We start from the raw sequence: 23,809 nt of genomic DNA, 5'->3' as shown, positions 1-23,809 counted from the left end.
CCGGACGACCGTGCACGGCAGACAGGCTGCGGGCCAAGCGGTCATCGAAACGGGTGGTAGGCGATTGTCCCACTATCCGGTTTTCAAGGTTCGTCCACACGCTCGAGTTCGAAGAAGTAGATGCGGTCGTCGCCTCTGATCGTCATCGCCCCCATGACCCTCAGCTCGTCGATGCGCCGGAAATAATCGATGATGGGCTGGTGATCATAGACCATGGCGGCACTTTCGCCGCCACGAGACACCAAGCTCTTCAGAGATGCCACCGGTCCCGGCGCCCGCAGGCGGTGCTGAAGATAGGAAAACAGATTTCTCGCCACACGCGTTCTACCAAGCTGATGGAAGCGCAGCGCCAGGCCAAGCGGTATCCATTTCGGATCGATGGCTTCCAGCCGGCGTTCGCTCGAGCGAAACAGCAATGCATCCGCGCGCATGTCCGGCGTGAACCGCTTGCCGAACCAGCCAAGATTTTCCAGCACGCCGTCGAACGGGTGGCCTGCCGGTATGCCGCGCCCCTTCCATAGGCCGACGAGTTCGCGCGGCTCGATCGGCGGCAAGCTTCCGAAATCCTCAAGTACTGTCTGTTGGTCTCTCACCGAAAGAACTATCCTTTTCCTTGCGCTCTCGGGCCCGCCGCCTCGATCTGGCGTCGCGGCGGGCGATCCGCAACTCATCCAGCGTCGGCGTCCACCAGCCTCGGTCGACTTCGTGTTGTGCCGGCGGAGCTCGCGACGGCCAAGTCGTCACCAATTCCTCCAACGAGCCCGGCCGCCACGACGCCCAAACGTATTCTTCACTATCAGCCGCGGGAAAGTAGAATGCGCCGATCGTCGCCGGGTCCGCCAGTTCTCCGTCCGTGCCGATGAAGAAGACCACGCCGACATGGGTGCCGATCGCGCGCTCGAAGGGTGGGCCATCATCGGCAGGGACGGGATAGCGCTTCCGCCGGCGCTCCCTCGTCCTCGCCTTGGAAGCCCGCTCTTCTTCCGTCCCCTTGATTGCCTCACGCCGCGCGCGCCTGGCTTCCGGCTCACTGCGTTCAGCTGCCGACTCGATGACCGGCCACCGTCGCCGGAGATCTTCGAACGAGCGATAGGGCACAGTCCAGAGGCGACGATCACCATCCCAGCGCGCATGTGGGATTTCGCGGATCTCGTTGATGACGCTACGTGAATAGGGGGTCCGGATCTGGAAGTTTGCCGGTCCCGCCTCAAGGTAGTGGCTCTCGATCGGATCGAACACGAAGGCGTCCTTGCCCTTCTCGTCGGCAAAGGCGTCGGCCTCAGCCTCCATCTCGGCCAGCCAACGGCGAATACGCCTCTCGGCAGTGAGGCCCGGCACGAACCACGCATTCAGGCTGTCGCTCCACCGCGCACGCGGGAACGCCTCCCGAAAGCGCTTGACCGTCATCCGGTCGTGCGGCAGGTCAGTCGTTGCTCCCACCCGCGTTGGGGGGGCCGATGTGTCTTTGGTTTCCTCTTCCATGTGCCATAGCCCGAGAACAACCTCGGCGTTCACGCGGCCCGTTTGGATTTGCCGAGACGCTTGATCGCCTGCTCCAAAGACCTCTCGCCGTCCCAATAGTCCTGCCAGGCCGACGTTTTCGCAAGCAGCGCAGGCACGGTCCTAATCGTAAACCGCTTCGGATCGAGAGCGGACTTCACCTGCGTCCAGTTGAGTGGCATCGATACCGTGGCACCGGGACGGGCGCGCGGGGACAACGGCGCCACTGCCGTCGCCATGCGATCGTTGCGGAGATAATCGAGGAAGATTCTTCCGCCACGAAGGCTCTTGCTCATCTTGATGAGATAGAGATCCGGGTTGTCGCGCGCCATCTGCTCGCAGACCTCGTGGGCAAAACCCTTTGCTTGCGTCCAGGAGAGTGGCTCGCGCTTTTTGACGGCAAGCGGAGTGACGACGTGCAGCCCTTTGCCGCCGGTGGTCTTGCAGAAACTGATGAGGCCGAACTCGTCGAGGCGGTCGCGCATCTCGCGCGCGGCCGCAGCCACGGTGGAGAACGGCACGTCAGGCCCCGGATCGAGATCGAACACCAGCCGGCCCGGTACTTCCGGCTTGCCGGGCTCGCAATTCCAGGGGTGCAATTCGATGCCGCCGATCTGGGCGATGGCTACGAGTCCCTCGATCCGGTCGATTTGCAGGTAAGGCTTTTTGTCACCGAAGACTTTCACCAGTTCGAGAAGGTTCGATGTGCCGGGCATCGCATGGCGCTGGAAGAACTGCTCTCCGCCGATCCCATCGGGTGCTCGAATGATCGAGCACGGCCGGCCCTTGATGTGCTCGATCAGCCAGACGCCGACGGCTTCATGATAGCGCGCAAGTTCTTCCTTGGTGACGGGCTCGCCATCGCCGGCATCCGGCCAGAGCGGTTTGTCGGGATTGGAGATGAGGACGCCCATGACCGCGGCCTTTGCGCCTTTGCGCCGGACGGGTTTGGCGTTGGCGATCTGAGCTGTATCAGTCTTGGCAGGCGATGCCGGCTTCCCGGCCTCGACCTCTTTCGCCGGCTTGTCCTCGCGCAGGCCCTTAAAGGCAGCCTGGCGGACAAGGCCGTCCGCGGTCCACCCTTCGAATTCGATTTCGGCGACCAGCTCGGGCTTCAACCAGACAACTTCGGCCTGCTTCTTCGGAGCGCCGATACCTGTGAACGGCGATTTTGCGGTCTCGATCGCCTTCAGTTTCGGTAGCAGCAACTCGACTTTCCTGGCGCCGTAGCCGGTTCCGACACGACCGACATAGACGAAGTGTTCGCCACGGTGCACGCCGACAAGAAGAGATCGGAACTTGCCGTTGGTTTTGGCGTAACCGCCGATGACCACCTCATGACCGGCCCGGCATTTCGACTTCGCCCAGGTTTTGGTGCGGCCCGATTGATAAGGCGCATCCATCTGTTTGGAGATGACGCCCTCGAGATGTAGCTTGCAGGCGGAGCGCAGCACCGCGTCGCCACCGGACTCGAAATGTTCAACATAGCGGATGCTGGGATCGTCGCCCGCTTGGGCAAGCAGATTTTGCAGCCGCGGCTTCCGTTCAACCAGCCGCATCGACCGCAAATCCTCATCGCCATCGAACAGCAGGTCAAAGGCGAAGTAGACAAGGTTACCGGTCTTGCCTTCCGAGAGCGCGGCCTGGAGTGCTGCGAAATCGGGTGCGCCATTGTCGTCCAGGGCGCAAATTTCGCCATCGATGATGCAATCGGGCAGTTCGGATGCAGCACCGGCGATCTCTGGATATTTCGCTGTCCAGTCGAGGCCCTTGCGCGTCTTCAGCGCCACTCCTCCGTCGGCGACACGCATCTGGATCCGATAGCCATCGAATTTGATCTCGTGAAGCCAGTCATCACCGGCCGGCGGCCGGGCAAGCGTGTCGCACAGCTGCGGCTCGATGAAATCCGGCAGATCGACGGCAGTCGCGACAGCCTTGCGCGACCTCTTTCTGCGCTCGGCGGCAGCCAGCCCATGCTTGCTGTCCCAGACAGCATCCGCCTCCAGCTTCGCGGTCGCCATCATGAACGGTCTCGGTTTACGCCCCCTGCCCTCGGCGATCTGCTCCATGCTGCGGCCGGAGGCGACCGACGTCTTGTTCTCGTCCAGGATCGCCGCGCCGTCCTCCTCGAGCGAGTGATCGTCGTGATGCTTGAACAGCAGCCAGTTGGTCCGCTTGCCGCCGTCGCGGTTGTTGCGCATGCGCACCAGGACGAAACTGCCATGCAAACGCTTGCCATGAAGCGTGAACTTGAAGTCGCCCTTCTGCAGGGCCGCTTCCGGTGACTTGCTGCCTTCCGGCTCCCAATAGCCGCGGTCCCACAGCATCACCGTACCGCCCCCATACTGGCCCTTGGGGATGGTGCCTTCGAAATCGCCGTAGTCCAGCGGATGATCCTCGACTTCGACGGCAAGCCGTTTGTCATGCGGATCCAGCGAAGGCCCTTTGGTTACCGCCCATGACTTGAAGACCCCGTCAAGTTCCAGTCTGAGGTCATAATGAAGCCGAGTCGCGTCGTGCTTCTGAATCACGAACCGGCGGCGGTTCGACGGCTTGACGTGGTCCTCGCCACTCGGTTCGCTTGTCTTTTGAAAATCGCGCTTGGCACGGTATTTCGAGAGATTATCGGCCATGTGTCTTGCGGACCCTTCCATAGCAGGAGAGCGGCGCTGGCCTGTCTCCTGATGTTGATCTCAACGAAACGACAACGCCTCCGGCGACCGGAAGTTTCGAGGATGCGTGTTACAATCCGGGGAAAAGTAGTGGAAGACGCAAGACAGAATGCTACCCCGCCAAGTTCGCCAAACGCTTAGGAATGCAAGCGACTTACCATCGGGTGTTTTCGACGGGATTATCTTAGGTCAAGTGGAGCCCGGCAAATTTGCTCTCGCCGGCGGCGTGTGGTTTCTTCGGAAACCGTCCATCCACGAAGCGTCGATACGGCTTTCTCTCACAAGAAATTTCATGGCATCGCAAGCGATGCAGGCAAGACTTCCATAATGGCCCGGAGGACGGGCCCCCACAACATTCCGCGTAGGAAGATCTCCAAAAGGAACAGCCGCGGCGCTGCGTCGTTTATGCGGAAGTTGTGTCACGCAATTAGGAACTCAAAAATGCGCTTCTTCAGGGATAACGGGCTTTCAGTTGTCTTGATTGCTCTGTCGCTCTTCACTATCGCGGGGATGCTGTTGACCGGATTGTATGCTTACGGGCGCGAGCTTACCGATCACGGCTCAGGGGATCTGGGTTTGGTCGCCTACGCGAAAACCGGGCACTTTTTGTCGGCGCTTTTTGAAAATTGGGAATCTGAGTTCCTGCAAATGTCGGCCTATGTGATGCTGACCGCGTTCCTGTTTCAACGTGGCTCGGCCGAATCCAAGAATCCGGACGAACCGCCAGAACAGGAGGAGGACCCAGCACTCAAGCACGGCGACCCGGAGGCTCCTTGGCCGGTTCACCTCGGTGGTTTCGCGAAATGGCTCTATTCCTACTCATTGGGCATAGCTCTCGGGCTGCTCTTCCTCAGTACCTTCGTCCTACATCTTTGTTACAGCAGCCAGGCCGAGAACGCAGAAGCCCTGTTGCATGGACAACCAACTGTTTCAATTGCCGAGCATCTCGCCAGCGCTTCGTTCTGGTTCGAGTCCTTCCAGAACTGGCAAAGTGAATTCCTCTCGACAGCCGTCATCGTTATTCTCTCGATTTTCCTGAGGTTTCGCGGTTCTCCCGAATCCAAACCCGTGGCTGCCCCCCACGGGCAAACCGGCGCATAGGATAGTTTCTCGAGGTCGTGATCAATAATCTCAGGACGATCCCAGCCCGAAGAAGGCGCAGTTCTTGGCGTGATGGCAGTGCCCCGTTCATCTGCCCATGTCGGCGATGAAGTTGAGGTTCTTTATCGGCAGGCACAGCGCTTTCGGCGCCTTGTTATCCAATGGCCGTCAGAGTTAGTCGGGGAAGGTGAAAGCCAGGATCATCGCGATCCCGCGAAAGCTGCAACTAGCACGGCCAGTTCAACGATCATGATGCTGAGTATGACCACACATGCCAAAAACCTTCAGATAGCGGCGAGCATTTAACAGAACGCCTGATCTGTAGAAATGTTCAGTGGCTGCGGGAATTTTGGGCTGCAGATCTATGCCCCAGGGGAGACGGATTCCTCTGCGGCTCGGCGGCATAAAACGAACACGGACTTCGGCTCCAGGGGCCTTGCCCGCCCAATCCTCGGAACATCCGCGGGCCCAACAGGTTTGGAGCCGACACAAAGCTCGTCTCTCTTTCACTTGAGGATTATCGGTATGGCCAAATCTGCGAAACAGACACCGGACAAGCGCGCGACGATTCACGATCAGAAGCTGTCACGCGGTCGCGGGGGCGAACTTCATCAGATTGCCAGTGGGAATATTGATGTTCTCACGACCGCGCAGGGCGGTTCCGTAGCCGACGATCAAAACACTTTGAAGATCGGCGAGCGCGGGCCTACGCTCATTGAAGACTTTCACTTCCGCGAGAAGATCTTCCATTTCGATCATGAGCGTATTCCGGAACGCGTGGTGCATGCGCGCGGCTATGGCGCCCATGGGTATTTCGAAACCTATGAATCGCTTGCCGCCTACACCCGTGCCGACATCTTCCAGCGGTCAGGCGAAAAGACACCTGTTTTCGTACGCTTTTCGACCGTCGCCGGTTCCAAGGGTTCTTTCGACCTGGCGCGCGACGTGCGTGGCTTTGCTGTCAAATTCTATACGAAGGAAGGCAATTGGGATCTCGTCGGCAACAACATTCCCGTCTTCTTCATCCAGGATGCGATCAAGTTCCCGGACATCATCCATGCGGTAAAGCCCGAGCCTGACCGAGCTTTCCCGCAGGCCCAGTCCGCGCACGACAATTTCTGGGACTTCATCTCACTCACACCGGAATCATTGCACATGATCATGTGGGTGATGTCTGATCGGGCAATCCCCCGGTCCTTTCGCTTCATGCAAGGGTTTGGCGTCCACACCTTCCGGCTCGTCAACACGAAGAATGAATCGACCTTCGTCAAGTTCATCTGGAAACCCAAACTCGGCCTGCAGTCGGTCGTGTGGAACGAGGCGGTCAAGATCAACGGCGCCGATCCGGATTTTCACAGGCGCGATCTGTGGAACGCCATCCAATCCGGCGATTTCCCTGAATGGGAACTGCAGCTGCAGCTTTTCGATCAGGAATTCGCCGACAGCTTCGACTTCGACATCCTCGATCCGACAAAGATAATCCCCGAAGAGACCATAAAGCCCATTCCCGTCGGACGGCTTGTCCTTGACCGCATGCCGGACAACTTCTTCGCAGAAACCGAACAGGTTGCATTCATGACCCAGAACGTTCCGCCCGGCATCGATTTTTCGAATGACCCGCTGCTGCAGGGCCGCAATTTTTCCTATCTGGACACGCAGTTGAAGCGCCTCGGCAGCCCGAACTTTACGCACATTCCGGTCAATGCCCCAAAATGTCCATTCCATCATTTCCAGCAGGACGGGCATATGGCGATGCGCAACCCGGCCGGGCGAGCCAACTACCAGCCGAATTCCTGGGGCGAAGGTCCGCGAGAAAGCCCACAGAAGGGCTTCCCGACGTTCGCCGCTGAAGAGGAGGGTCCAAAGGTCCGGCTGCGTGCCGAGAGCTTTGCGGATCACTACAGCCAGGCGCGTCAGTTCTTCATCAGCCAGACCGCAACGGAACAGCGCCATATCGTCATGGCTCTGACGTTCGAGCTGGCGAAATGCGAAAACCCCGTTATCCGCGAGCGCATGGTTTCCCATCTTCTCAACGTCGACAAGACGCTTGGTACCACCGTTGCCGACAAGCTTGGCATCACGACGCTTCCCAAACCCGCCGACGCGGCGGTACCGCCACGCAACGACCTCCCGGCCTCGCCCGCCCTTAGCATTATCGAGAATGGGCCAGATAGCTTCGCCGGGCGAAAGCTTGGCGTCTTGGTCACGGCTGGGGCGGATGCCCGCATGGTGAAGGCTCTCCAGGCGGCAATCGAAAAGGAAGGCGCCGAGATGGAAGTCGTGGCACCGAAAGTCGGCGGCGTGGAGGCCGCTGATGGCAGCTTGATCGAGGCCAACCATATGATTGACGGTGGACCTTCGGTGCTCTTCGATGCCGTGGCGCTTATCCTATCAAAGGAGGGGGCTGAACGTTTGGCAGAAGAATCTGCAGCCCGCGACTTCGTCGCGGACGCCTTTGCACATTGCAAGTTCATCGGCTTTTCATCCCAGGCGCTGCCGCTTTTGGCCCGAGCCGGGATTGAATCCGAAATGGATGAGGGACTGGTTGCGCTCGACGCTCCAAAAGCGATCCCTGCGTTCATCAAGGCCTGTGGCAAGCTGCGCTTATGGAGCCGCGAAACGGCCGTCAAACTTTAGGGCCAGCGCTGCCGCTTGTCCGCCTCCCCGTCTCGCCTCGTCGAGGACGAGGCAGGCAGGCTTTTTGCAGGCCTATTACCGGAACTGGGTGCGAGCGATGGAGAGCACGAACTTCGTCGACCTTGCCTGGGTGCCGAAGGTGGGTGCAGACCGCCGTCGACATGCTTTGCTCGCAACACCGTTCACCTGGCGAGACTGACAAAGGACAATCCCTATGGGCGCGGCGGCTCACGCTCCAGCTCGGCGTTCAGTTCGGCGCCGATGATGACAATGACGGTGGATACCCAAATCCAGAGTAGGAAGCCGATCAGAGCCCCCATCGTGCCATAGGTGGCGTTGTAGTCTGCGAAATTGTCGACGTAGAAGGAATAGGCCAGAGAAATTGGAAGCCAGCAAAAAGTACTCAGCACAGCGCCCCAGGTGAACCATCCGGCCTTTCGCGGATCTCGATCAGGACAATAGCGATACACCAGCGTTATGCCGGCGCCGGCCAGTAACAGGAGCACAGGCCATCGCAACAACGTGGCTAATTCTGCCATTTGCTCGTCGGGGCGAATCGCGGCCAGGACGGACGGCAGACCGCGATCGCTGCTAGGAGGAGTGCCAGGAAAATCAGCCCCGCAACGGTAAATACAAGACTGATCAAGGTAAGATGAACGAAGCTGCGCCCCTCGGTTTCACCGTAAGCGATATTGATCGCTTCAAGGAGCGCCGCGACGCCGTTACGTGCGCTCCAGATCGTAACGAGCAAACCGGCAGCGAAGCCGACACTCAGACTTGAGGTCTTTTGAGACACAATCGCTTCTAGCTGTTCTGCAACCAGCTCAAGCGACTGTGACGGCAACACTGCGGAGAGATTGACAAGCTGCCGGCCGATTGCCACTGGATCGGATATCAAGCCGTATATGGACACCAGGGACGTCAGTGCGGGCAGCAGCGCAAGGAGCACGTAAAACGTCACGCCCGCGGCGACGAGCGTCACGCGATCGTCGATGACCTGAGCGACCACTCGTGAAGCGAGATCAAACGCGCGGCTGTGCCCGCCATGGCTGCTTTGCTTTTTCTCGCGTTTCGGCCCCGCCGGTTTGGCATTGTCCATAGACCGACCTCATACCACGTCGTCGCCACTGCCGCCCAACGCGCGACTGCGCGCCTAGTTCCTTTTCGCGTCGCGGCGCGGATGCGGCGTCCGCCCGACCCTAGAGGGAATGGTTCCGCGCGTCGCGTTTACGATGAAGCCGTGCGGCCACTGAATGTCGGCGGGCGGGAACCTCCCGGCTATAGGCTGGAGCAGCAGGCGCTTGACTTATCATCCGCCAAGGCGATCGCTTGCCATTGACGGGATCCGTGCGCCGAACATGCGCTTCCCGCAGGACAATCCTTAGGACGCGTGCTTCGAAACTATCGCGGACGCTGTTTCGAACCAAATGCCGGCAAGCCGGCTTTTTTGCTCAAAAGGCCTCATACGAGTCATCAAATTCCCCGGTGGCTACTCGGCCATCCTTCATGAAGACCTGCCTCATACGCGCGTAAACGGGTAAAAGATCCTATTAGGTTGACCAATTTCAGCGTTGGCGTCGTTTCCACTCCCGGTATGGCACCAGCAACTGGCCCGGAAAGCGCTTTTGAATTTCTTCTTCGGTTAATGCAATTCTCGCCATAACCTCCTCGCGCTCCGTGCCTTCAGCACTTTCGCTTGCAGCCTCCAGATCAGTCATGACGGAAAAAACTTCATCCTGTGTCATCGTCTCAAGTCGACCGGCAAGATCCGCAATGGGAATGTTTTTGTAGTCTGTCATGAATAGCCTCCCGCCTTCCAAGCCATAAATCTTTACTCGGCTCGAAGTTCCCCCCATACGGTCACTCAGTCGCCAGACGGGGAAGCAAGTGAAGTCTTTGCTTGCCCCCACGCTGAGATTGTTTTTGACGCTGCTTCTTAAAAAGTGACTAGGAAGCGCCATCATGAGTGGCAAGGACGAGCAAGGCCTGACGCCGTCCCCGAAGACGGCCCTATAAGCCGGGATGAGCTGACAGAACCCCGTCAACCTGTTCTCGACCCGCATGACCCGGACGAAGACGACGATCCGGACGAAGTCGAGGAAGTGAAGGTTCCCGCCCCCGAGCTGGATCCGGACAACGAAGAGCCGGACGATTTGCCGGCTCGCGAGTAAGGGTGGACTAACTCCGACTCGGCGGGCGGCAGAAGCACCGAAGGAGGTCTGCCGCGATGGTCTTCATTCGACCGGAATTTGATTGCCGCGGCGGCGAAGGCTCTGACGCCTCGGGTCTCATCGCGTCCGTAAAGTTCGCATTGGCATCCGAGGCGCCATTCGAAACGCAGAACCTTTGCTTCAGATCGCTCGGAAAATGCCTCGTCATTGAGGGACAAGTTACAGAACCGAACGGGGACGTATTCATTCGCCGCGTCGCCGAGGAAATCGCTGGTGCAGACCGGGTCGTGGTGCGGGTCGGTTGCCCTCGATCAAACCCATAGCGCCAGCCAGAGGGGCTCGTGTCCCCTATCCTTCCCGAGGACCGCGAACAGAATGCCCGGATCCCCTCGGTCAAGCTCACGCGAGCGCCATACGCTAATACACCGAGGGCAACGATGCCCCATAAGCTTTCACATCGTCGGTGACTGGCTTAGCCCCTGAGAGAGCTTGCCGTCCCTCTTCGCCTGCTGGTGGGGGCTGGCGTGCCAAGCAGACGACATGTCAAAGTGAGTAGTCAGAGCGTCCTTCTGGACGCACAATCTACCCATCGCCGGACTGTACAACGGGCTCCGGCGGCTGGGAGATCATAAGCGCTTTCGCCCCAACTGGAGGAGATTGCGTATCAACGGCGATCTGGTTACATCCTAGGTCTTTGATAAGGTCTTGGATGACCGGGATATTGCCAGATACAGCGGAGAAGGCGAATGCCTCGCTCGACACGCGCTCAGGCTCTACATGAGCGGCACACGTGGAACGTTAGAGCTTGAACACCAACTCATCGATGTCTGGCGCTCCAAAGCCAATGCGCAACCCACAACCAGCGGCACGACCACTGTCGTCGACTTGCTGCCTGAACTGGCGGCATGGGCTCGAAGACTCAGCCCTTCCCCGGAGGCAGCGACTGAGCTCACTGAGCAGACACTCGAATATGCCATCGAACATCTCGATGAATTCGTGAACACTTCCGACGTCAGAGGATGGCTCGTCAACCTGATGGTGGAGCTTCGCCTGCGCCGCAGTCGGCACCTGCACAGCTCGTGAACGCAACGCCGGGTGACCTTTGTCCTCGCGCTTAAGATCTTATATTTTAGTGCTTCCTAATTTCTAGGGAGGCACCCTTGGCCATCAGTGCAGAGTTTCGGAACACTAACGTTGCGGTAGTGCTACCTCCTGCCACCTACACCACTCCCGTGGACACGATCCAGGCTGCGCCGCGAATGGCGAACCGGGCGAGAACCATTTCGAGTTTGACGAGTTGGATTGATCGGGAAGGGAAGCCAGAAACGGGTGGCACCGCCGTGGAAAATACCCCACCCAACGCGCCCTTCCACGTTCGTCACCAAGTGCCGATGGACGAGGAGGTATCGATGTCGATTTACGTTCTCATCAGTGCTGTTTGCATCGTGGTCGGAGTGCTTCTTCTCTGCTGGGAGGCGCTTGCTGGACGGCCCTTGAGCAGTCCCCGCAACCCGGCCGCAGACGCAGCCCCGACCTTGGAGCCCAAGGGACAGGGGCTCGGCTTTCTCGGCGTTAAAAGAAACTGGACGGGACTGGGCCTGATTGCGGCCGGTATGGTCATCTTCGTTGCAACCTTCTGAGCGAGAATCCGGCTGTCTCGGCGGCCGGCTGGAACATGGTCCTGATTAGACGGACGACGGGGGCAACAAGGGAACGTAGTTGCGCCGCAACTGGTTATGCACCGTCGCCACTTGAACGGGCTCTGCGGTCGCGCACGCCGATATAGTCTGCGACCAGGCCGGAATGACGAAGCTTGAGACCGATGTAAATTCGATTAGGGACGCCTCGAAGAAGGAGATGGCCACTAAGGAGATGGCCATGGCCAAGGAAGCGATGACAGCGAATGATACGCAGAAATGCAAAACGCATATAGAGAATGCGATGAAGGGGAAGGACGGCATGTAAGGGCAGGCTCGCCGATTGGATATTGGCGTCGCGTTCGCCGTCGTATGAGCGGGCTGCTCCCCTACCTTGCGGAAACCGCACTCAACCATTCTTCAGCCGTTGAAAGCTCGAGCTGCACGGAAAAGCGGTTGCCGAGAAGCTGGAGCGAAGCGTCATGCGTTTGATCAAGTCCACTATAGACGCCGTCTTTTAATAGGGTCACCCCGTAGCCGCGGTCGATGGCGCCAAGCACCGCCGACATGACGCACACATCGGTTGCGCCGCCCGTAACGATGATCGTCTCGACGCCTTCAAAGCTCAACGCTCGGTCAAGCCTCCCGCTCAGCCACGGCGAATAGGTGCGCTTGTCCAAAATACGGGCCGGGGGGACCAGGCGTTGGAGGGGATGGATGAGCTTGATCAGTTCCGGGTCCATCTGTGATGCTGTCATCATTGGCCATTTTTCGTAGTAGTCGCGCCACGTGCCCGGCATCTCCTGGGGGTGTCCCGACCTCGATTACCTGATCGGCGATTTTCGGCATCCATCTTGCCTGCCATGGCGTCTCGTCTTCGAACATACGCTGCATATCGACGCAAAGATGGATCCATTTCTTCAATATCATGCCACCTCCCCATCAATCGCTTGAAAGCCACTACCAACTTCGCGCAGGGACAGCCGGTTCCCAAAACAGCTGCGCATGGGCCCGCGAACAGCGCACCCGCGCGGGAGAAGATCGGGATGCCCGGAAAACAAGTGTCGGCTAGGGCGTCGGTGCGTGACCAAGCGCATCGACAGGCGCGCCGGGATTGGGTGTCGGGGTTTCTTGTGTGTCTCGAGGAGGCTGGGTGGACTCTTCACTGGGCTTTGGTGGCGGCCCCCTGGCGCGGGCCGTTGCTCGCGCTGCGGTTTCCGATCACCGGGTTTGGAAGGAGTTGGGATCTGCTCGTTGATGGATTCAGCCCTCGCTTTTCCCTTCAAAACCTATCAACCGGCGCTGGGTTCCGGCTCCAAACCCTTGCGACCGCAGCCGCGAAACAAATCTGAGTACCGCAAATTCGCCAACGCGCGGACATCGTCCCATTCGCCGAAAAGCGCTAGCGAACCGGTGGCACGGGAATGACTGGACGCTCCTGTCCGGGATCTATGGGCGGTATGAGGTCGGACTCGTCCTCGTCCGGCTGGGGCTTATTCCTCGTCTCCGGCTCGCAGCTTGGCGTGGGTGTAGGCCGTTCAGGTCCCGGTTCTTCCTGCGCGCACCAGCTCGGACTGAGTTCAGCCAGAAGACTCTTAATCACGGTATTCATCACATCCACTTCCGTCGATGACGGTGGGTGGCGCTGCCCGTCTGTCCTGTGGCAGCGCCCCTGAGATCGCGCGACGGGCAAGTGCCGACGCCATGCCGGCGCCTGCGATCAGTAGCCGCCGATGATCGGCAAGATTTCGCCGGTGATGTAGCTCGACATCTGCGGCGAGGCGAGGAAGACGTAGGCCGGGGCGATCTCCTCCGGCTGAGCCGCCCGCTTCATCGGTGTCTTGGACCCAAATGTTTCTACGTCATCAGCTTCCTTGTCGGAAGGGTTGAGAGGGGTCCAGACAGGACCGGGGGCAACGGCATTGACGCGGATGCCTTTGGAAATCAGGTGGCCCGAGAGGGCACGCGTGAAGGCATGAATGCCACCTTTTGTCATCGAGTAGTCGAGCAGGTCCTTTGAGCCGTTAAGCCCTGTCACTGATCCGGTGTTAATGATCGAAGAGCCATTTTTAAGATGCGGGATGGCGGCCTTTGCCATGTAGAAATAGCCGTAAAGGTTCGTTTTCATCGTCTCGTCGAAGTGTTCCGCCGTCAGGTCTTCGATGTGCTTTGTGTGAATCTGGAATGCGGCGTTGTTTACGAGGATGTCGAGGCGATCGAACTTGGCCACCGTCTCCTCCACCACCTTTCGACAGAATTCGCTATCTTTGACGTCGCCTTTGATCACAAGGCACTCGCGGCCCTCGGTTTCAACCGCGGTTTTCGTGTCTGCTGCGTCCTGCGCTTCATCAAGATGCACGATTGCGATGTCTGCTCCTTCGCGGGCAAATAGGATCGCAACCGCTCGACCTATGCCGGAGTCTCCGCCGGTAATCAGGGCCACCTTGCCTTTCAGTTTCTCTGAACCTTTGTAAAATGGGGCATCATACATCGGCGCGAGCGGCAGATCGGCCTCAGAACCGGGCTTGGCTTGATGCACCTTAGGAAACGGGGGTTCGGGATAGCGGCGCGCGCCCGCTTGCATGGCTGCGGGCGGCTTGGTGTCTTCCTTCCTGTCGGCACGCTCCACCTGTTTCTGAATCTTGCGCTGCTTCTGGGCGGTCGGGGGCGTCATTTGAATCTCCCTTTAACTGAGAAGAGGAAACGCAGGCGGCGCAGAAAAGTTTGAATCGAGAGCCCGCCGATGTTCGCGTCTGCCGTGGCGTTTGCCGGCGGCAGAACAACCGGGATACAACGGCAGTCCAGCGGGGCCTATACCGGCGTCGTGTTCGCGGGTTTCAAGCTATCAGCCGGACGGCGTCAGGTTTTCAAGCCTGTCGGCCTCGTCAAGGGCGCTCTTGGCACCTTCGATCGCGCCTTCGGCCGCTGCATCGGCCGTTGATACAAGCTGGTCGCGAACGCGATCCGAAACCTCGCCGGCCGCCTCATCCTCAAACTCGGTTGCGGGCAAGGCTGCTCCAATGGCCGCGCCGATCGCAAACGCCAGTGCACCGCCAACCAAGGGCTGATCGCGAAACGTCTTGACGATGACCGCATTCAACTGCGCCCCATGGTCGTGGGCGCTCTCGCGGACATTTCGAACGCTGTCGGCGGCCGACCGGCCGGCGTCTGAAACGGTGCCCGAAATCGAACTGGCCGTACCCTTCATTTCGCGCCATGTCGCCGATGCCCAACCGGTTGCTTCATCAAACAAGCCGCCGGTCTCATCGCGGATATCTTCGATTGCTTGCCCAGAGGCGTCGGCGAAACCGCGATAGACTGTACCGCTAGGATCTACGAAATGACCGGCCCTGCGGCCGACGGCATCCGTGCGGGCACGAAAGTGACTGCCGTCCTGATCTTCGAAATGGCTGTACCGCTCGCCGAAATTCGCCTCAACCGGTCCAACCCTCCGCATATTGCCCTTGACCGTCGCGAGCGGATAGTCGTCCATTCCCCTGTCGGCGACGGAAGCTTGAGGAGCCCTGGAGGCGGGATCTGCAAGCAGCCATGCAAGGCCAATCCCCGTCAGCGCGACCGGAATCGGATTCGCCTTCATAGCGCCGCTGAGATTGGTGAGGAATTCGGCTCCTCCGCTCCCTCTCGCATAGGCGATAACCTCGTCCATTAATTCGCCCGGTGACATTCGCTCCTGAATTGCATGGAGCTTTTCTTCGATCCTTTGGCGATCGGTCTCAATTTCCCGCTGGAGTTCTGCGGATGAGGGTGTATCGGCGGTCATTTCACTGTCTCCTTGGCCACATCAAGGTCGCGCTGGAGCGATGCCGTTGTTCTCTCGAAGAGGATGCTGCGGTTTCCGAGCCTTGCAAGGCTGCGGGAGATCATCACCCAGGCGAGAAGTCCGACGACAAGCCCGACCACAACCGCTGACAGCGCATGGGCGTTCGCCTCCTGCATTCCTTGCCCAATGAGGAACGCGCTGAGCCCCTGCACCACCGCGCTCAAGAGCACGCCGATGGCCGCGATGGCAAAGATCAACCCGACCAGAAGTGTCTCGATACTGCCGATTGCCCGGTTGAGATTTTCGCTCGCCTCGGCCTTTGCAAGATCGATCTCTTTACGAAACAGGCCGGCTATGTCGGTTACCAACCCCGTCATGAGGTCGGATAAAGAGCGGTCGTCGCGGTGGTTAAGCATCGCGCAACTCCTTTTCAAATGTCCAGTTGCCTTCAGGTTGCTGCTTTGACGAGGTGGCCGGTGCCGCTTCGGTCGATCGCTTTGCCGAAGCATTCAGGAAGCGACTTGCCGCCAACCCCGCCATTGCTGCCATTCCGAGAAAAGCAAGTGGCTGCTTGCGCCCAAAGTCTTCTGCCAACGCGGCGATTTCGCCGAGGTCGCGGTCATCGCAGTCGCGTGCGAGGCGTCCAACAGAACGGCCCAGTCTCTGCGTGTAGCGCCCAAGCCCTTGCTGGTTCGACTGGCAAAGCTCGGATCCGACTTTCTCCATGGCGCCCGCAAGCCCACGCAGTTGGTGCGCGAGTGCGCCCTTCTCCTCATCCATGGCTCTGGCAGCGGCCGCCTTGGCCTGGCTGGAGCGATCGCCGCTATCTGCGGGATCATCGGCCCGGCGGTCATCGACGTTGGTTTCGGTGCCGTCTGAATTGGGGTCGCCCTCATTTGAGGACCAGACGTGTCGCTGCTGCTGTGGCCTGCGGTTTTGTGGGTCGCCCATCGTTTCGTGCCTCCTGGTTTGTGCGGACCGCAGCCCGATCCGTTGGGCTTCAAACCACCCACAAACGATCTTGTTCCCGGCCCTGTACGGTCATTCCCGCCCGCTCAGCTGAGCCAGCACGGCAACAAAACCAGCACCCCTTGAGACACGAAGGGTCAGGCCGATCCGATCAACGCGTCGATACGGATCGGCAGATCCCGCACACGCTTGCCTGTCGCATTGTACACAGCACTGGCGATGGCGGCCGCGGTGCCGACATTGCCGAGTTCGGACGCCGGATTATCGCGCTTCAATTGCCGCAAGATCGTGTCGTCGCTGACCGACATGCCGAGCCGACGAAAGGCTTGCAGGGCTCGTGGAAGCACAGTTCTGTCCGACCCGTAAGGCGCGTCCACGCTTAAGTCTGCAAACGACAGCATTGCGCCCCAATTTTGGTCACTCACACCACCCGCGCGAGCTCCTGGAAGCCGTCGGTCTGCTTCGCCAATGGTCGCGTCCGGAAGGCGCCCGACGAGAACATGTTGGAGGACGCTTGGCAGACTGGATTTTCGCGGGGCTTTTACCAAAGGCGCTGTAATCCGGCTTCGCCTCCATATCCAATCGTTACGAATTTCGGCATCGGACACACTCCTACCTTTGCGCTTCTGAGCTTGCCGAGGCTTTCCGCGAGAACGCTTCCCAGAGCCGACTTCCATCCTCCGAGTGGGAAGGCTTGAGTTCTGGTTCTTCGGTTCCATTTGATGTGCCGACAGGCTCAACATCATGAAGGAGGTGGTCGAATGACGCGGAACATCATGGCACTGGCTTTCACGGCCGTAATCGGAATGTGTAGTGCAGGCGTGGCGCATGCCGAGCAGTTGGCAGCCAGATCGAGCGCCAGCATACAGAATGATCTCAACTATCTGATGTACACGCCCGACGACTATGCTTCGTCCAGCAACGCGTATCCGCTTGTTGTTTGGCTACACGGCGGCGATCAGGGCGGGACCGATATCGAGAAAGTCAAATCGAGTGGCATTCCGAAACTGATTGAGGATGGAAAGACATTCCCCTTCCTAGTGTTTTCGCCTCAGAATCCGAGTGAAGAACTGCTTTATCCGATCGAGAAAGTGGAGGCGGCACTCGACGAGGTTATCTCGAAGTATCGCGTAGATCGCGCGCGTGTCTATGTCGTGGGGTTCAGCCGCGGGGGGTTCGGTACTTGGGCCATGGCAGAACAGTTTCCCGAAACATTCGCCGCTGTCGTTCCGATCGCTGGTGGCGGTAATCGCCACTACCTTAGCAGGACAAATGAAAAGGCAGCTTTCTGGGTGTTCCACGGCACGAACGATGAAGTCATCCCTTTGTCGGATTCGGTCGTGCTGTACGAGCGCCTCGTGGGTCTGAAGCGTAATGCTCGTTTGAGTGTTCTGGAGGGCGTGGACCACTCGGGCGTCGAACGGGCCGCCTTAAATGATCCCGAGCTTTGGGATTGGCTTCTGAAACAGCGCCTTGAGGTCGCGCCTGAGTAACCTTTCAATCCTCTACGCGTACCGCGGAATGCGAACGGCGTCTGCTTAGCGCCCTCAAGACGGTCGTTGAGACGCCCGGTTTGTCGTTCTGAAAGCTGCCGGTCGGCTACGAAAACGACAATGCCGCCAGTGAGCCGTTCAGGCGGCCAGCGTCTTTCCCGCAATAATCGAGTGCTTCCTATCCCATTCACAATACTTTCAGGGCTTCAGGGGAGTTGAGCGAAGATATCGTCGACGACACTTGGGACGGTACCCGCCGTGTCTATATTGATGCCGACGGGAAGATATTCCCGGGTATGATGGTAGCGGAGTACCAGCGCCCGCTCGGCCGGCTCGAAGCCCGGCTCATTCGGCCGCCCATCTAATCGTCGGTTCAACGTCTCAACGTCGATGTCGAGCACGAAAACCTTGTCGAATAGGTCCAGGAATTTGTGGAAATTGCGCGAGCCGCCACAGAAGAAGGTGGCAGGATGGGTGGTGTCGGCAGCAATAGCCCGGAGCTTGTCGACCGGCCAGATCCAGTGCGCGTATCCCCAAACGATGCGGTCCGCGCCTTTGGGCGGTCCTGCGAGTGCCTGGCCTGTCTCGGGGTCGCCGACATAGGCCAACACCCGGTCACCATGGACGGCATGGTAGCCCCGCCGCTCCAGTTCGGTAGCGACAGACGTTTTTCCAGTGCCGGAACCGCCTTCGATCAGATAGTTCTTGATTCCCATAGGGGCTCTTATCATGGCCTTCAATCCGGTGAGAAGAGTCTCTCCGGGCGGGCGCTCCGCTACTCAGTTCTTCGTCGAGGCCGAGTAGTAGAGCCGCCCGACGCTGCATCTCGATGTCGAGGTCACCTGGTCTTCCGATGTAATCCAGCGCCTGATCGACGAGACCGCCGATGTCGGCTCCGGCTTCCTCACGACATTGGCGCGCGACCTCCATCGGGATAGGATTGCCACCTATTGCCCTCGTAGCGCGAATAAACGGTTGCCCGCCCCTCGGGCGATGCATAAGCTCCCATTGCGGCGCGCCGCGTTCTACCGATGACGGTCGGATGCCGCTGCAAGCCGCCTCCCCAAATTTCCCAAGGGCCAAGAACAACAATCATGACTGTCGCCATTCCCACCATGACGCGTCCCAAGACGCATCTCGCTGTGCTGGTCTTTCTGGGTCTCACCCATCTACTCAATGACCTGATGCAGTCACTGATTCCGGCGGCCTATCCGATCCTGAAGGACGCCTATGCGCTGGATTTCGTGCAGATCGGCTTGATCACCATGACCTTCCAGATCGCCGGGTCGCTGCTGCAACCGGTAATCGGCATGGTGACGGACAAACATCCCGCGCCCTATTCACCGGTCGTGGGGATGATGTTTACACTCTCTGGCCTGGTTAGCCTTGCCTTCGCCCATAGCTACGCGGTGATTCTGGTTTCAGTTGCGCTGATCGGCATTGGATCGTCCATCTTTCACCCGGAAGCGACGCGCATGGCGCGCTATGCCGCCGGCGGGCGCCAGGGGTTGGCGCAGGGACTGTTTCAGGTCGGCGGTCAGGCGGGCGGCGCGCTCGGCCCGGTCTTCGCTGCGCTGATCATCGTTCCCTGGGGACAGCCGAGCCTCGCCTGGTTTGCCGTTCTCGCATTGATGGCCATGGCACTTCTTGTATGGATCGGTAGCAAGCAGCGGGAGATCGGCGCCGCATTCATGGCGTTGCGGGCAGACGGCAAGAAGGCGGGCGGCGCCGTTCGTCACGCGCCAGCGACGATCGGGGTAGCCCTGGGTGTCCTGACGCTGCTGATGTTTACTAAGAACGCCTATGGCGAGAGCTTCCGCTCATTCTACACCTTCTATCTCATGGAGAAGTTCGGCCTCTCGATCCCCTCCGCACAGATGTTGCTGTTCATCTTCCTACTGGCTTCGGCCGCGGGCGCGCTGATCGGCGGCATCGTCGGTGATCGCATCGGGCGTTATCGTATCATCTGGATTTCGGTTCTGGGGCCGCTTCCGCTGACGCTGATCCTGCCACACGTCGACCTCCTCTGGACCGGCGTGCTGACGGTGATGATCAACCTGATCATGGCGAGCGCCTTCGCCTCCATCCTGATCTACGCAATCGAGTTGCTGCCGCACCGGATAGGACTCATTGGTGGGCTGTTCTACGGTCTAAATTTCGGCCTTGGCGGTATAGCCGCAGCGCTTCTCGGAATATTGGCCGACAGCTATGGTGTCGGAACGGTTTACTACGTCTGCTCCTTCCTCCCGCTTGCGGGGCTTCTCGCGTGGTTCCTTCCGAGGATTGAAGAGGGCCACGCTTGAAGACATCGGTCCTATGGCCGGATGCCCCGTGGTAATAAGGTCCAGTCGATACATTATGCGATCTTCAAAGTCCCAAACATCAACATAGGTAGAATTCCGCCCTTACATGGGCAACCCTTGCCACTTGGCTTCGAGCAAATACACCTCGTTGCCAAGCAGGAAGCTATTTAATCGCGAGACTGTGCCTCTAATATTTTCAACAACATAGCGCGCCACATTATTTGAGATTAAGCAGTTAATTTGAGATTTTGGCTCGTGAGCTGGCACCTAATTTGAGATTTTCCGCAATGGCAGCAACGTCATATCTTCGGAGATGACCCCCCCCGCTAAACCCGCATGTTTACAGATGCTTAAACCCTCAAATGTCCAATGATGCGTGGGCATGCGATCTCAAATTAACCGCCAAAAGCTGCCGCAACGAACGCAATCTAACGGTTCACTGCCAAACGACATCTACGCCAAGGCCCTGCCGATGGAGGAATTCAGACCTTCTATCGAAGGGGCTCCGCTCGAAATGCGTCCTGACGCAGGACCAGAGCAGTTCGGGGACGTTTTTCATATTCGAGAAAGGCACGGACGCCCTTTCGTAACCGACCATCCTTTCCTGCCTGCCGTGAATCTGCCGTAGCGGCGAATTCTGTAAGAAGATGCAGCGCCTTGCGGAGTTTACGTTATGGTGGCAGGGCGTCCTGTACCGGGATATCGCAACGGCCATGAAGAAGGTAAGGCAGATGAGAAAAATTGCGCTGATTTCGTTGACACTCGCATTCCCGATGGTCGCGCATGCCGAAATCGTCACCCCCAAAGTTTTGGTGATCACCATGTTCGGGGAAGAAACCAAGCCCTGGCTGGAAAACCTGCAATTGCCCAAGCGCATCGCGGTGACAGGGCTGCCGAAAAGCGCTCCCGACGTCGTCTGCAACGACGATCTCTGCGTCATGACGACCACGATGGGATTTGCAAATGCGGCCGCGTCCACAGCAGCGGTCGCGCTTTCGGACAAATTAGATCTGTCGAAGACCTATTTCATCATCGCAGGAATAGCCGGAATCGACCCTTCGAAGGGCACGCTCGGCTCGGCTGCCTGGGCCGATTATGTCATCGATGGCGGCCTTTTCCATCGCATGGCCACGTCTGAGGCGCCGGCAGAATGGAAGTCGACCGTCGTCGAGCTTGGTGCAGGCGTGCCTGGAGAAAAGCAGGCCTGGGGCGCCGGAACCGAGGTGTTTGAAATGAACAAGCCGCTGCTCGAGGCGGCGCTTGCGGCGAGCCGGAATGTCACGCTGGCCGACGGCGAGACCGCGACCGCCTATCGCGCACTCTATTCGCAGCCGGCCGCCAAGGCCAAGCCGGGCGTAACGAGTTGCACGACCATTTCGGCCGATACCTATTGGCATGGCGCGGGCGTTGCTACGGAACTCGCCGCGCACGCAAAGGTCCTCACCGATGGAAAGGCGGATTACTGCACGAGCCAGATGGAGGACAACGCCACCCTGACCGCTCTCAGCCGCGCCGCGGATGCCGGGCGACTGGATTTCGGCCGGATCGCCGTATTGCGCACGGCATCCAACTTCGACCGTCCGCATGACGGCCAGAGCACGGCGGAGTCGCTGGCGGCGAAGTCCGGCGGCTTCGGCCCGGCAACCCTGAACGCCTTCCTCGTCGGCAATGCGCTCGCCTCAGACATCATCGCCCATTGGAGCCGCTATGAAGCAGGGCTGAAAAACTGACCGGAAATTGGCGCGGTCGCAAATGTCCGCGTCTGGGTCTGTGAATCGGCGTTAAGTTTCGGCGCCTGTTGGCAGAATAGCCTAGCCGACTGCTATAGAGAGGACGATGCACGCAAGCTCTCTTCATCAGCCGGCGTCCCGCATCGAATACTCTTGAGGAGGACGCGCCATGGAAATTCCGGGCGACGACGAACAATCTGGAGGCGAACGGGCCGCGCAGATCCGCAAATTGCCGTTCAGCGTGCGCTCGACGTCTCACAACCATGCCTCCAACTTTGCTGACACATCGGTCGCGGATGGACCCGATCCCCGCGATTGGCTGGCCGCAATAATCGAGGGCTCCGACGATGCGATTGTCAGCAAGGATCTGCGAGGCATTATCCAGAGCTGGAATCCCTGCGCGACACGCTTGTTCGGCTATCGGGCCGAAGAGGTCATCGGAAAGTCGATCACCATCTTGATTCCACAGGACCGACTGGATGAAGAGCCGGCGATCATCGCCGAAATCCAACGCGGCATGCGCGTCGAACACTTCGAGACACTGCGGCGACGCAAAGACGGATCATTGGTCGATATCTCGCTGACCATCTCGCCGATCCGGAATGCGGACGGCGTGATCGTCGGCGCCTCGAAGATCGCGAGAGACATTACTGAAAGACGCGTCGCCGAGGAGCAGCAGCAGCTCTTGATGGGCGAAATGCGGCATCGCGTGAAAAACCTCTTTGCACTCGCTTCCGCGATCGTCTCGATCAGCGGCCGGTCGGCCAGCGATATCGACAGCCTCCTTGCGACGATCCAGGCGCGGCTATCGATGCTCTCCCGCGCCCATGAACTGACCATGTCGGATTGGCAAAACGGAACCGGAAACAAGCAGACGATTTCGCTGCACGCACTGATCAGAACGATCCTCGAACCGTATGCGGTGGCAGAAGAGAGGATAACGATCAGCGGGCAAGATCGTGTTGTGGGAGGCCAGCCGATGACGCATATAGCGTTGTTGCTGCACGAACTTGCAACCAATGCCGCAAAGTATGGGGCGCTCTCCGTGACAAACGGTCATCTCGATTTGAGCATCCGGGAAGAGAACAACTGGACGCACCTTGGCTGGCGCATCGAACGCTGCCACGTGGCATCGCAGCACCGTTGGCAGATCCTGATGCATAACAAAACGCGCCCAGATGAGACGGCTATGGCCCAGCACCATGGAAAACAGCCAGACAATCCTGGGGGTAGCCGGCTCATCGGTGAAGACAACATGGAATTGGGCGAAATCCACCTGAGCTTGTTCGCCGGGAGCCGTTTCGAACCGAACTTCAAACCCGTGTTCGGAGGACGGGCGGACGTCTCTGAGAAAGTCCGTGACTGCAGTGTAGCCACCGGAATATCCGCGTTCCTTGAGCTCACGCAGGAGCCGTCGTCCGCTAAGACCGGGATAGGCCGCCACCCGTTCACGCAAATACGCCGTGAACGGGTCAATGACCGTCGCCCGAGGCTTCCTTGGTCCATAGGCAGGTGCCTCAAGGCCCCGTTCGATATATTTGCGGATTGTCTTTCGATCGACGCCGGTCTGCCTGGCGATCGCAGACACCGACAAGCCTTGCCGGTGTAAATCTAAGATCATGGCTATCTCCCCGAGTTTGATCACCGCCAATCCCCTCTCGACCATCGAGAGTAGTATCGGTGAACGCGTGCCGCCGGTCTTCCGGGGCGCGCCCCGGAAGACCGGCGGCGTCGCTAAACTGGAGAAGATTCAAACGGCACTTCTGGGGAGTATTGATCCGGTATCGACAGTTGAACTATGCAACTGTCTCGTAG

At 59.1% G+C, this 23,809-nt stretch carries 19 protein-coding genes and 4 pseudogenes; 9 read left to right on the top strand and 14 right to left on the bottom strand.

What is annotated here, in order from left to right; translation table 11 throughout:
* Positions 1-83: 83 nt before the first annotated feature.
* From BLU35_RS24425 to ligD, 3 genes are read right to left on the bottom strand one after another with little or no spacing between them, the layout of a single operon-like run.
* A complete protein-coding gene (locus BLU35_RS24425; protein WP_286161609.1) occupies positions 84-593 on the bottom strand; it encodes a DUF4334 domain-containing protein in 510 nt (169 codons plus the stop codon).
* The gene (locus BLU35_RS24420) at positions 568-1,482 is read right to left on the bottom strand and encodes a hypothetical protein (protein ID WP_093234872.1); all 915 of its coding nucleotides are present in this window, start codon (positions 1,480-1,482) and stop codon (positions 568-570) included. The genes BLU35_RS24425 and BLU35_RS24420 overlap by 26 nt, the downstream gene beginning before the upstream one ends.
* Before the next feature lie 29 nt (positions 1,483-1,511).
* Positions 1,512-4,133, bottom strand: coding sequence for a DNA ligase D (gene ligD, locus BLU35_RS24415; RefSeq protein WP_093234846.1), 2,622 nt, complete (start codon positions 4,131-4,133; stop codon positions 1,512-1,514).
* A gap of 480 nt (positions 4,134-4,613) precedes the next feature.
* Here ligD and BLU35_RS24410 point away from each other — a divergent pair, with 480 nt between their 5' ends.
* The gene (locus tag BLU35_RS24410; protein ID WP_093234845.1) at positions 4,614-5,273 is read left to right on the top strand and encodes a DUF6766 family protein; all 660 of its coding nucleotides are present in this window, start codon (positions 4,614-4,616) and stop codon (positions 5,271-5,273) included.
* A 525-nt stretch (positions 5,274-5,798) separates the two neighbouring features.
* Positions 5,799-7,910, top strand: coding sequence for a catalase (gene katE / locus BLU35_RS24405; RefSeq protein WP_093234844.1), 2,112 nt, complete (start codon positions 5,799-5,801; stop codon positions 7,908-7,910).
* A 212-nt stretch (positions 7,911-8,122) separates the two neighbouring features.
* Here the strand turns inward: katE and BLU35_RS36290 are convergent, their stop codons facing one another.
* The 3 genes from BLU35_RS36290 to BLU35_RS24395 form a co-directional block, all read right to left on the bottom strand.
* Entirely contained in the window at positions 8,123-8,449 is a 327-nt protein-coding gene (locus BLU35_RS36290; protein ID WP_286161608.1) for a YihY/virulence factor BrkB family protein, read from the bottom strand.
* The gene (locus tag BLU35_RS36285; RefSeq protein ID WP_286161607.1) at positions 8,437-9,009 is read right to left on the bottom strand and encodes a YihY/virulence factor BrkB family protein; all 573 of its coding nucleotides are present in this window, start codon (positions 9,007-9,009) and stop codon (positions 8,437-8,439) included. Before BLU35_RS36285 ends, BLU35_RS36290 begins: the two co-directional genes overlap by 13 nt.
* 466 nt (positions 9,010-9,475) lie before the next feature.
* Positions 9,476-9,709 (bottom strand): hypothetical protein, encoded by a 234-nt coding sequence (locus BLU35_RS24395; RefSeq protein WP_093234871.1) that lies wholly within the window; start codon positions 9,707-9,709, stop codon positions 9,476-9,478.
* A gap of 1,077 nt (positions 9,710-10,786) precedes the next feature.
* Between BLU35_RS24395 and BLU35_RS35165 the strand changes: the two genes are divergently transcribed.
* The 3 genes and pseudogenes from BLU35_RS35165 to BLU35_RS36730 all read left to right on the top strand — a co-directional run.
* Complete coding sequence (locus BLU35_RS35165) at positions 10,787-11,164, top strand: RNA polymerase sigma factor (RefSeq protein ID WP_143032981.1); 378 nt, start codon at positions 10,787-10,789, stop codon at positions 11,162-11,164.
* Positions 11,165-11,490: 326 nt separating this feature from the next.
* Positions 11,491-11,721, top strand: a complete 231-nt coding sequence (locus BLU35_RS24380; RefSeq protein WP_093234870.1) for a hypothetical protein — start codon at positions 11,491-11,493, stop codon at positions 11,719-11,721.
* A 124-nt stretch (positions 11,722-11,845) separates the two neighbouring features.
* A pseudogene (locus tag BLU35_RS36730) lies at positions 11,846-12,046 on the top strand (hypothetical protein); the annotation flags it as partial.
* A gap of 61 nt (positions 12,047-12,107) precedes the next feature.
* On the opposite strand, the pseudogene BLU35_RS24370 reads toward BLU35_RS36730, so the two are convergent.
* The 6 genes and pseudogenes from BLU35_RS24370 to BLU35_RS35160 form a co-directional block, all read right to left on the bottom strand.
* Positions 12,108-12,648 (bottom strand): annotated as a pseudogene (locus BLU35_RS24370) (cysteine hydrolase family protein).
* A 790-nt stretch (positions 12,649-13,438) separates the two neighbouring features.
* Positions 13,439-14,392, bottom strand: a complete 954-nt coding sequence (locus BLU35_RS24360; protein ID WP_093234840.1) for an SDR family oxidoreductase — start codon at positions 14,390-14,392, stop codon at positions 13,439-13,441.
* 171 nt (positions 14,393-14,563) lie between these two features.
* On the bottom strand, positions 14,564-15,499 hold the full coding sequence (locus tag BLU35_RS24355; RefSeq protein ID WP_093234839.1) for a DUF3618 domain-containing protein: 936 nt from the start codon (positions 15,497-15,499) through the stop codon (positions 14,564-14,566).
* Positions 15,496-15,915: a phage holin family protein gene (locus BLU35_RS24350; protein WP_093234838.1), complete on the bottom strand. Its 420-nt coding sequence runs from the start codon at positions 15,913-15,915 to the stop codon at positions 15,496-15,498. The genes BLU35_RS24355 and BLU35_RS24350 overlap by 4 nt, the downstream gene beginning before the upstream one ends.
* Positions 15,908-16,279: a hypothetical protein gene (locus BLU35_RS24345; RefSeq protein WP_143032980.1), complete on the bottom strand. Its 372-nt coding sequence runs from the start codon at positions 16,277-16,279 to the stop codon at positions 15,908-15,910. Before BLU35_RS24345 ends, BLU35_RS24350 begins: the two co-directional genes overlap by 8 nt.
* Before the next feature lie 326 nt (positions 16,280-16,605).
* Positions 16,606-16,815, bottom strand: a complete 210-nt coding sequence (locus tag BLU35_RS35160; RefSeq protein WP_143032979.1) for a hypothetical protein — start codon at positions 16,813-16,815, stop codon at positions 16,606-16,608.
* A 414-nt stretch (positions 16,816-17,229) separates the two neighbouring features.
* On the opposite strand from BLU35_RS35160, the gene BLU35_RS24340 reads away from it, so the two are divergent.
* Positions 17,230-17,961, top strand: coding sequence for a carboxylesterase family protein (locus BLU35_RS24340; RefSeq protein ID WP_093234836.1), 732 nt, complete (start codon positions 17,230-17,232; stop codon positions 17,959-17,961).
* A gap of 206 nt (positions 17,962-18,167) precedes the next feature.
* On the opposite strand, the gene BLU35_RS24335 is transcribed toward BLU35_RS24340, so the two are convergent.
* The gene (locus BLU35_RS24335; protein WP_093234835.1) at positions 18,168-18,677 is read right to left on the bottom strand and encodes a DEAD/DEAH box helicase family protein; all 510 of its coding nucleotides are present in this window, start codon (positions 18,675-18,677) and stop codon (positions 18,168-18,170) included.
* Between the two features lie 378 nt (positions 18,678-19,055).
* On the opposite strand from BLU35_RS24335, the gene BLU35_RS24330 reads away from it, so the two are divergent.
* The 3 genes and pseudogenes from BLU35_RS24330 to BLU35_RS24320 all read left to right on the top strand — a co-directional run.
* Positions 19,056-20,264 carry an MFS transporter gene (locus BLU35_RS24330; RefSeq protein ID WP_093234834.1) on the top strand — a complete coding sequence of 403 codons (1,209 nt, stop codon included), beginning with the start codon at positions 19,056-19,058 and terminating at the stop codon, positions 20,262-20,264.
* Between the two features lie 731 nt (positions 20,265-20,995).
* Positions 20,996-21,994 (top strand): purine-nucleoside phosphorylase, encoded by a 999-nt coding sequence (locus BLU35_RS24325; protein ID WP_286161606.1) that lies wholly within the window; start codon positions 20,996-20,998, stop codon positions 21,992-21,994.
* A gap of 169 nt (positions 21,995-22,163) precedes the next feature.
* Positions 22,164-22,889: pseudogene (locus BLU35_RS24320) on the top strand (PAS domain S-box protein); the annotation flags it as partial.
* Between the two features lie 213 nt (positions 22,890-23,102).
* Here BLU35_RS24320 and istA read toward each other — a convergent pair.
* Positions 23,103-23,639, bottom strand: a pseudogene (gene istA, locus BLU35_RS24315) (IS21 family transposase); the annotation flags it as partial.
* Positions 23,640-23,809: the final 170 nt, after the last annotated feature.

The organism is Sinorhizobium sp. NFACC03, from assembly GCF_900103435.1.
Taxonomy (GTDB): domain Bacteria; phylum Pseudomonadota; class Alphaproteobacteria; order Rhizobiales; family Rhizobiaceae; genus Ensifer.
Note: the sequence above shows the minus strand (reverse complement) of the source record. Positions and strands in the feature narration are given on the sequence as shown.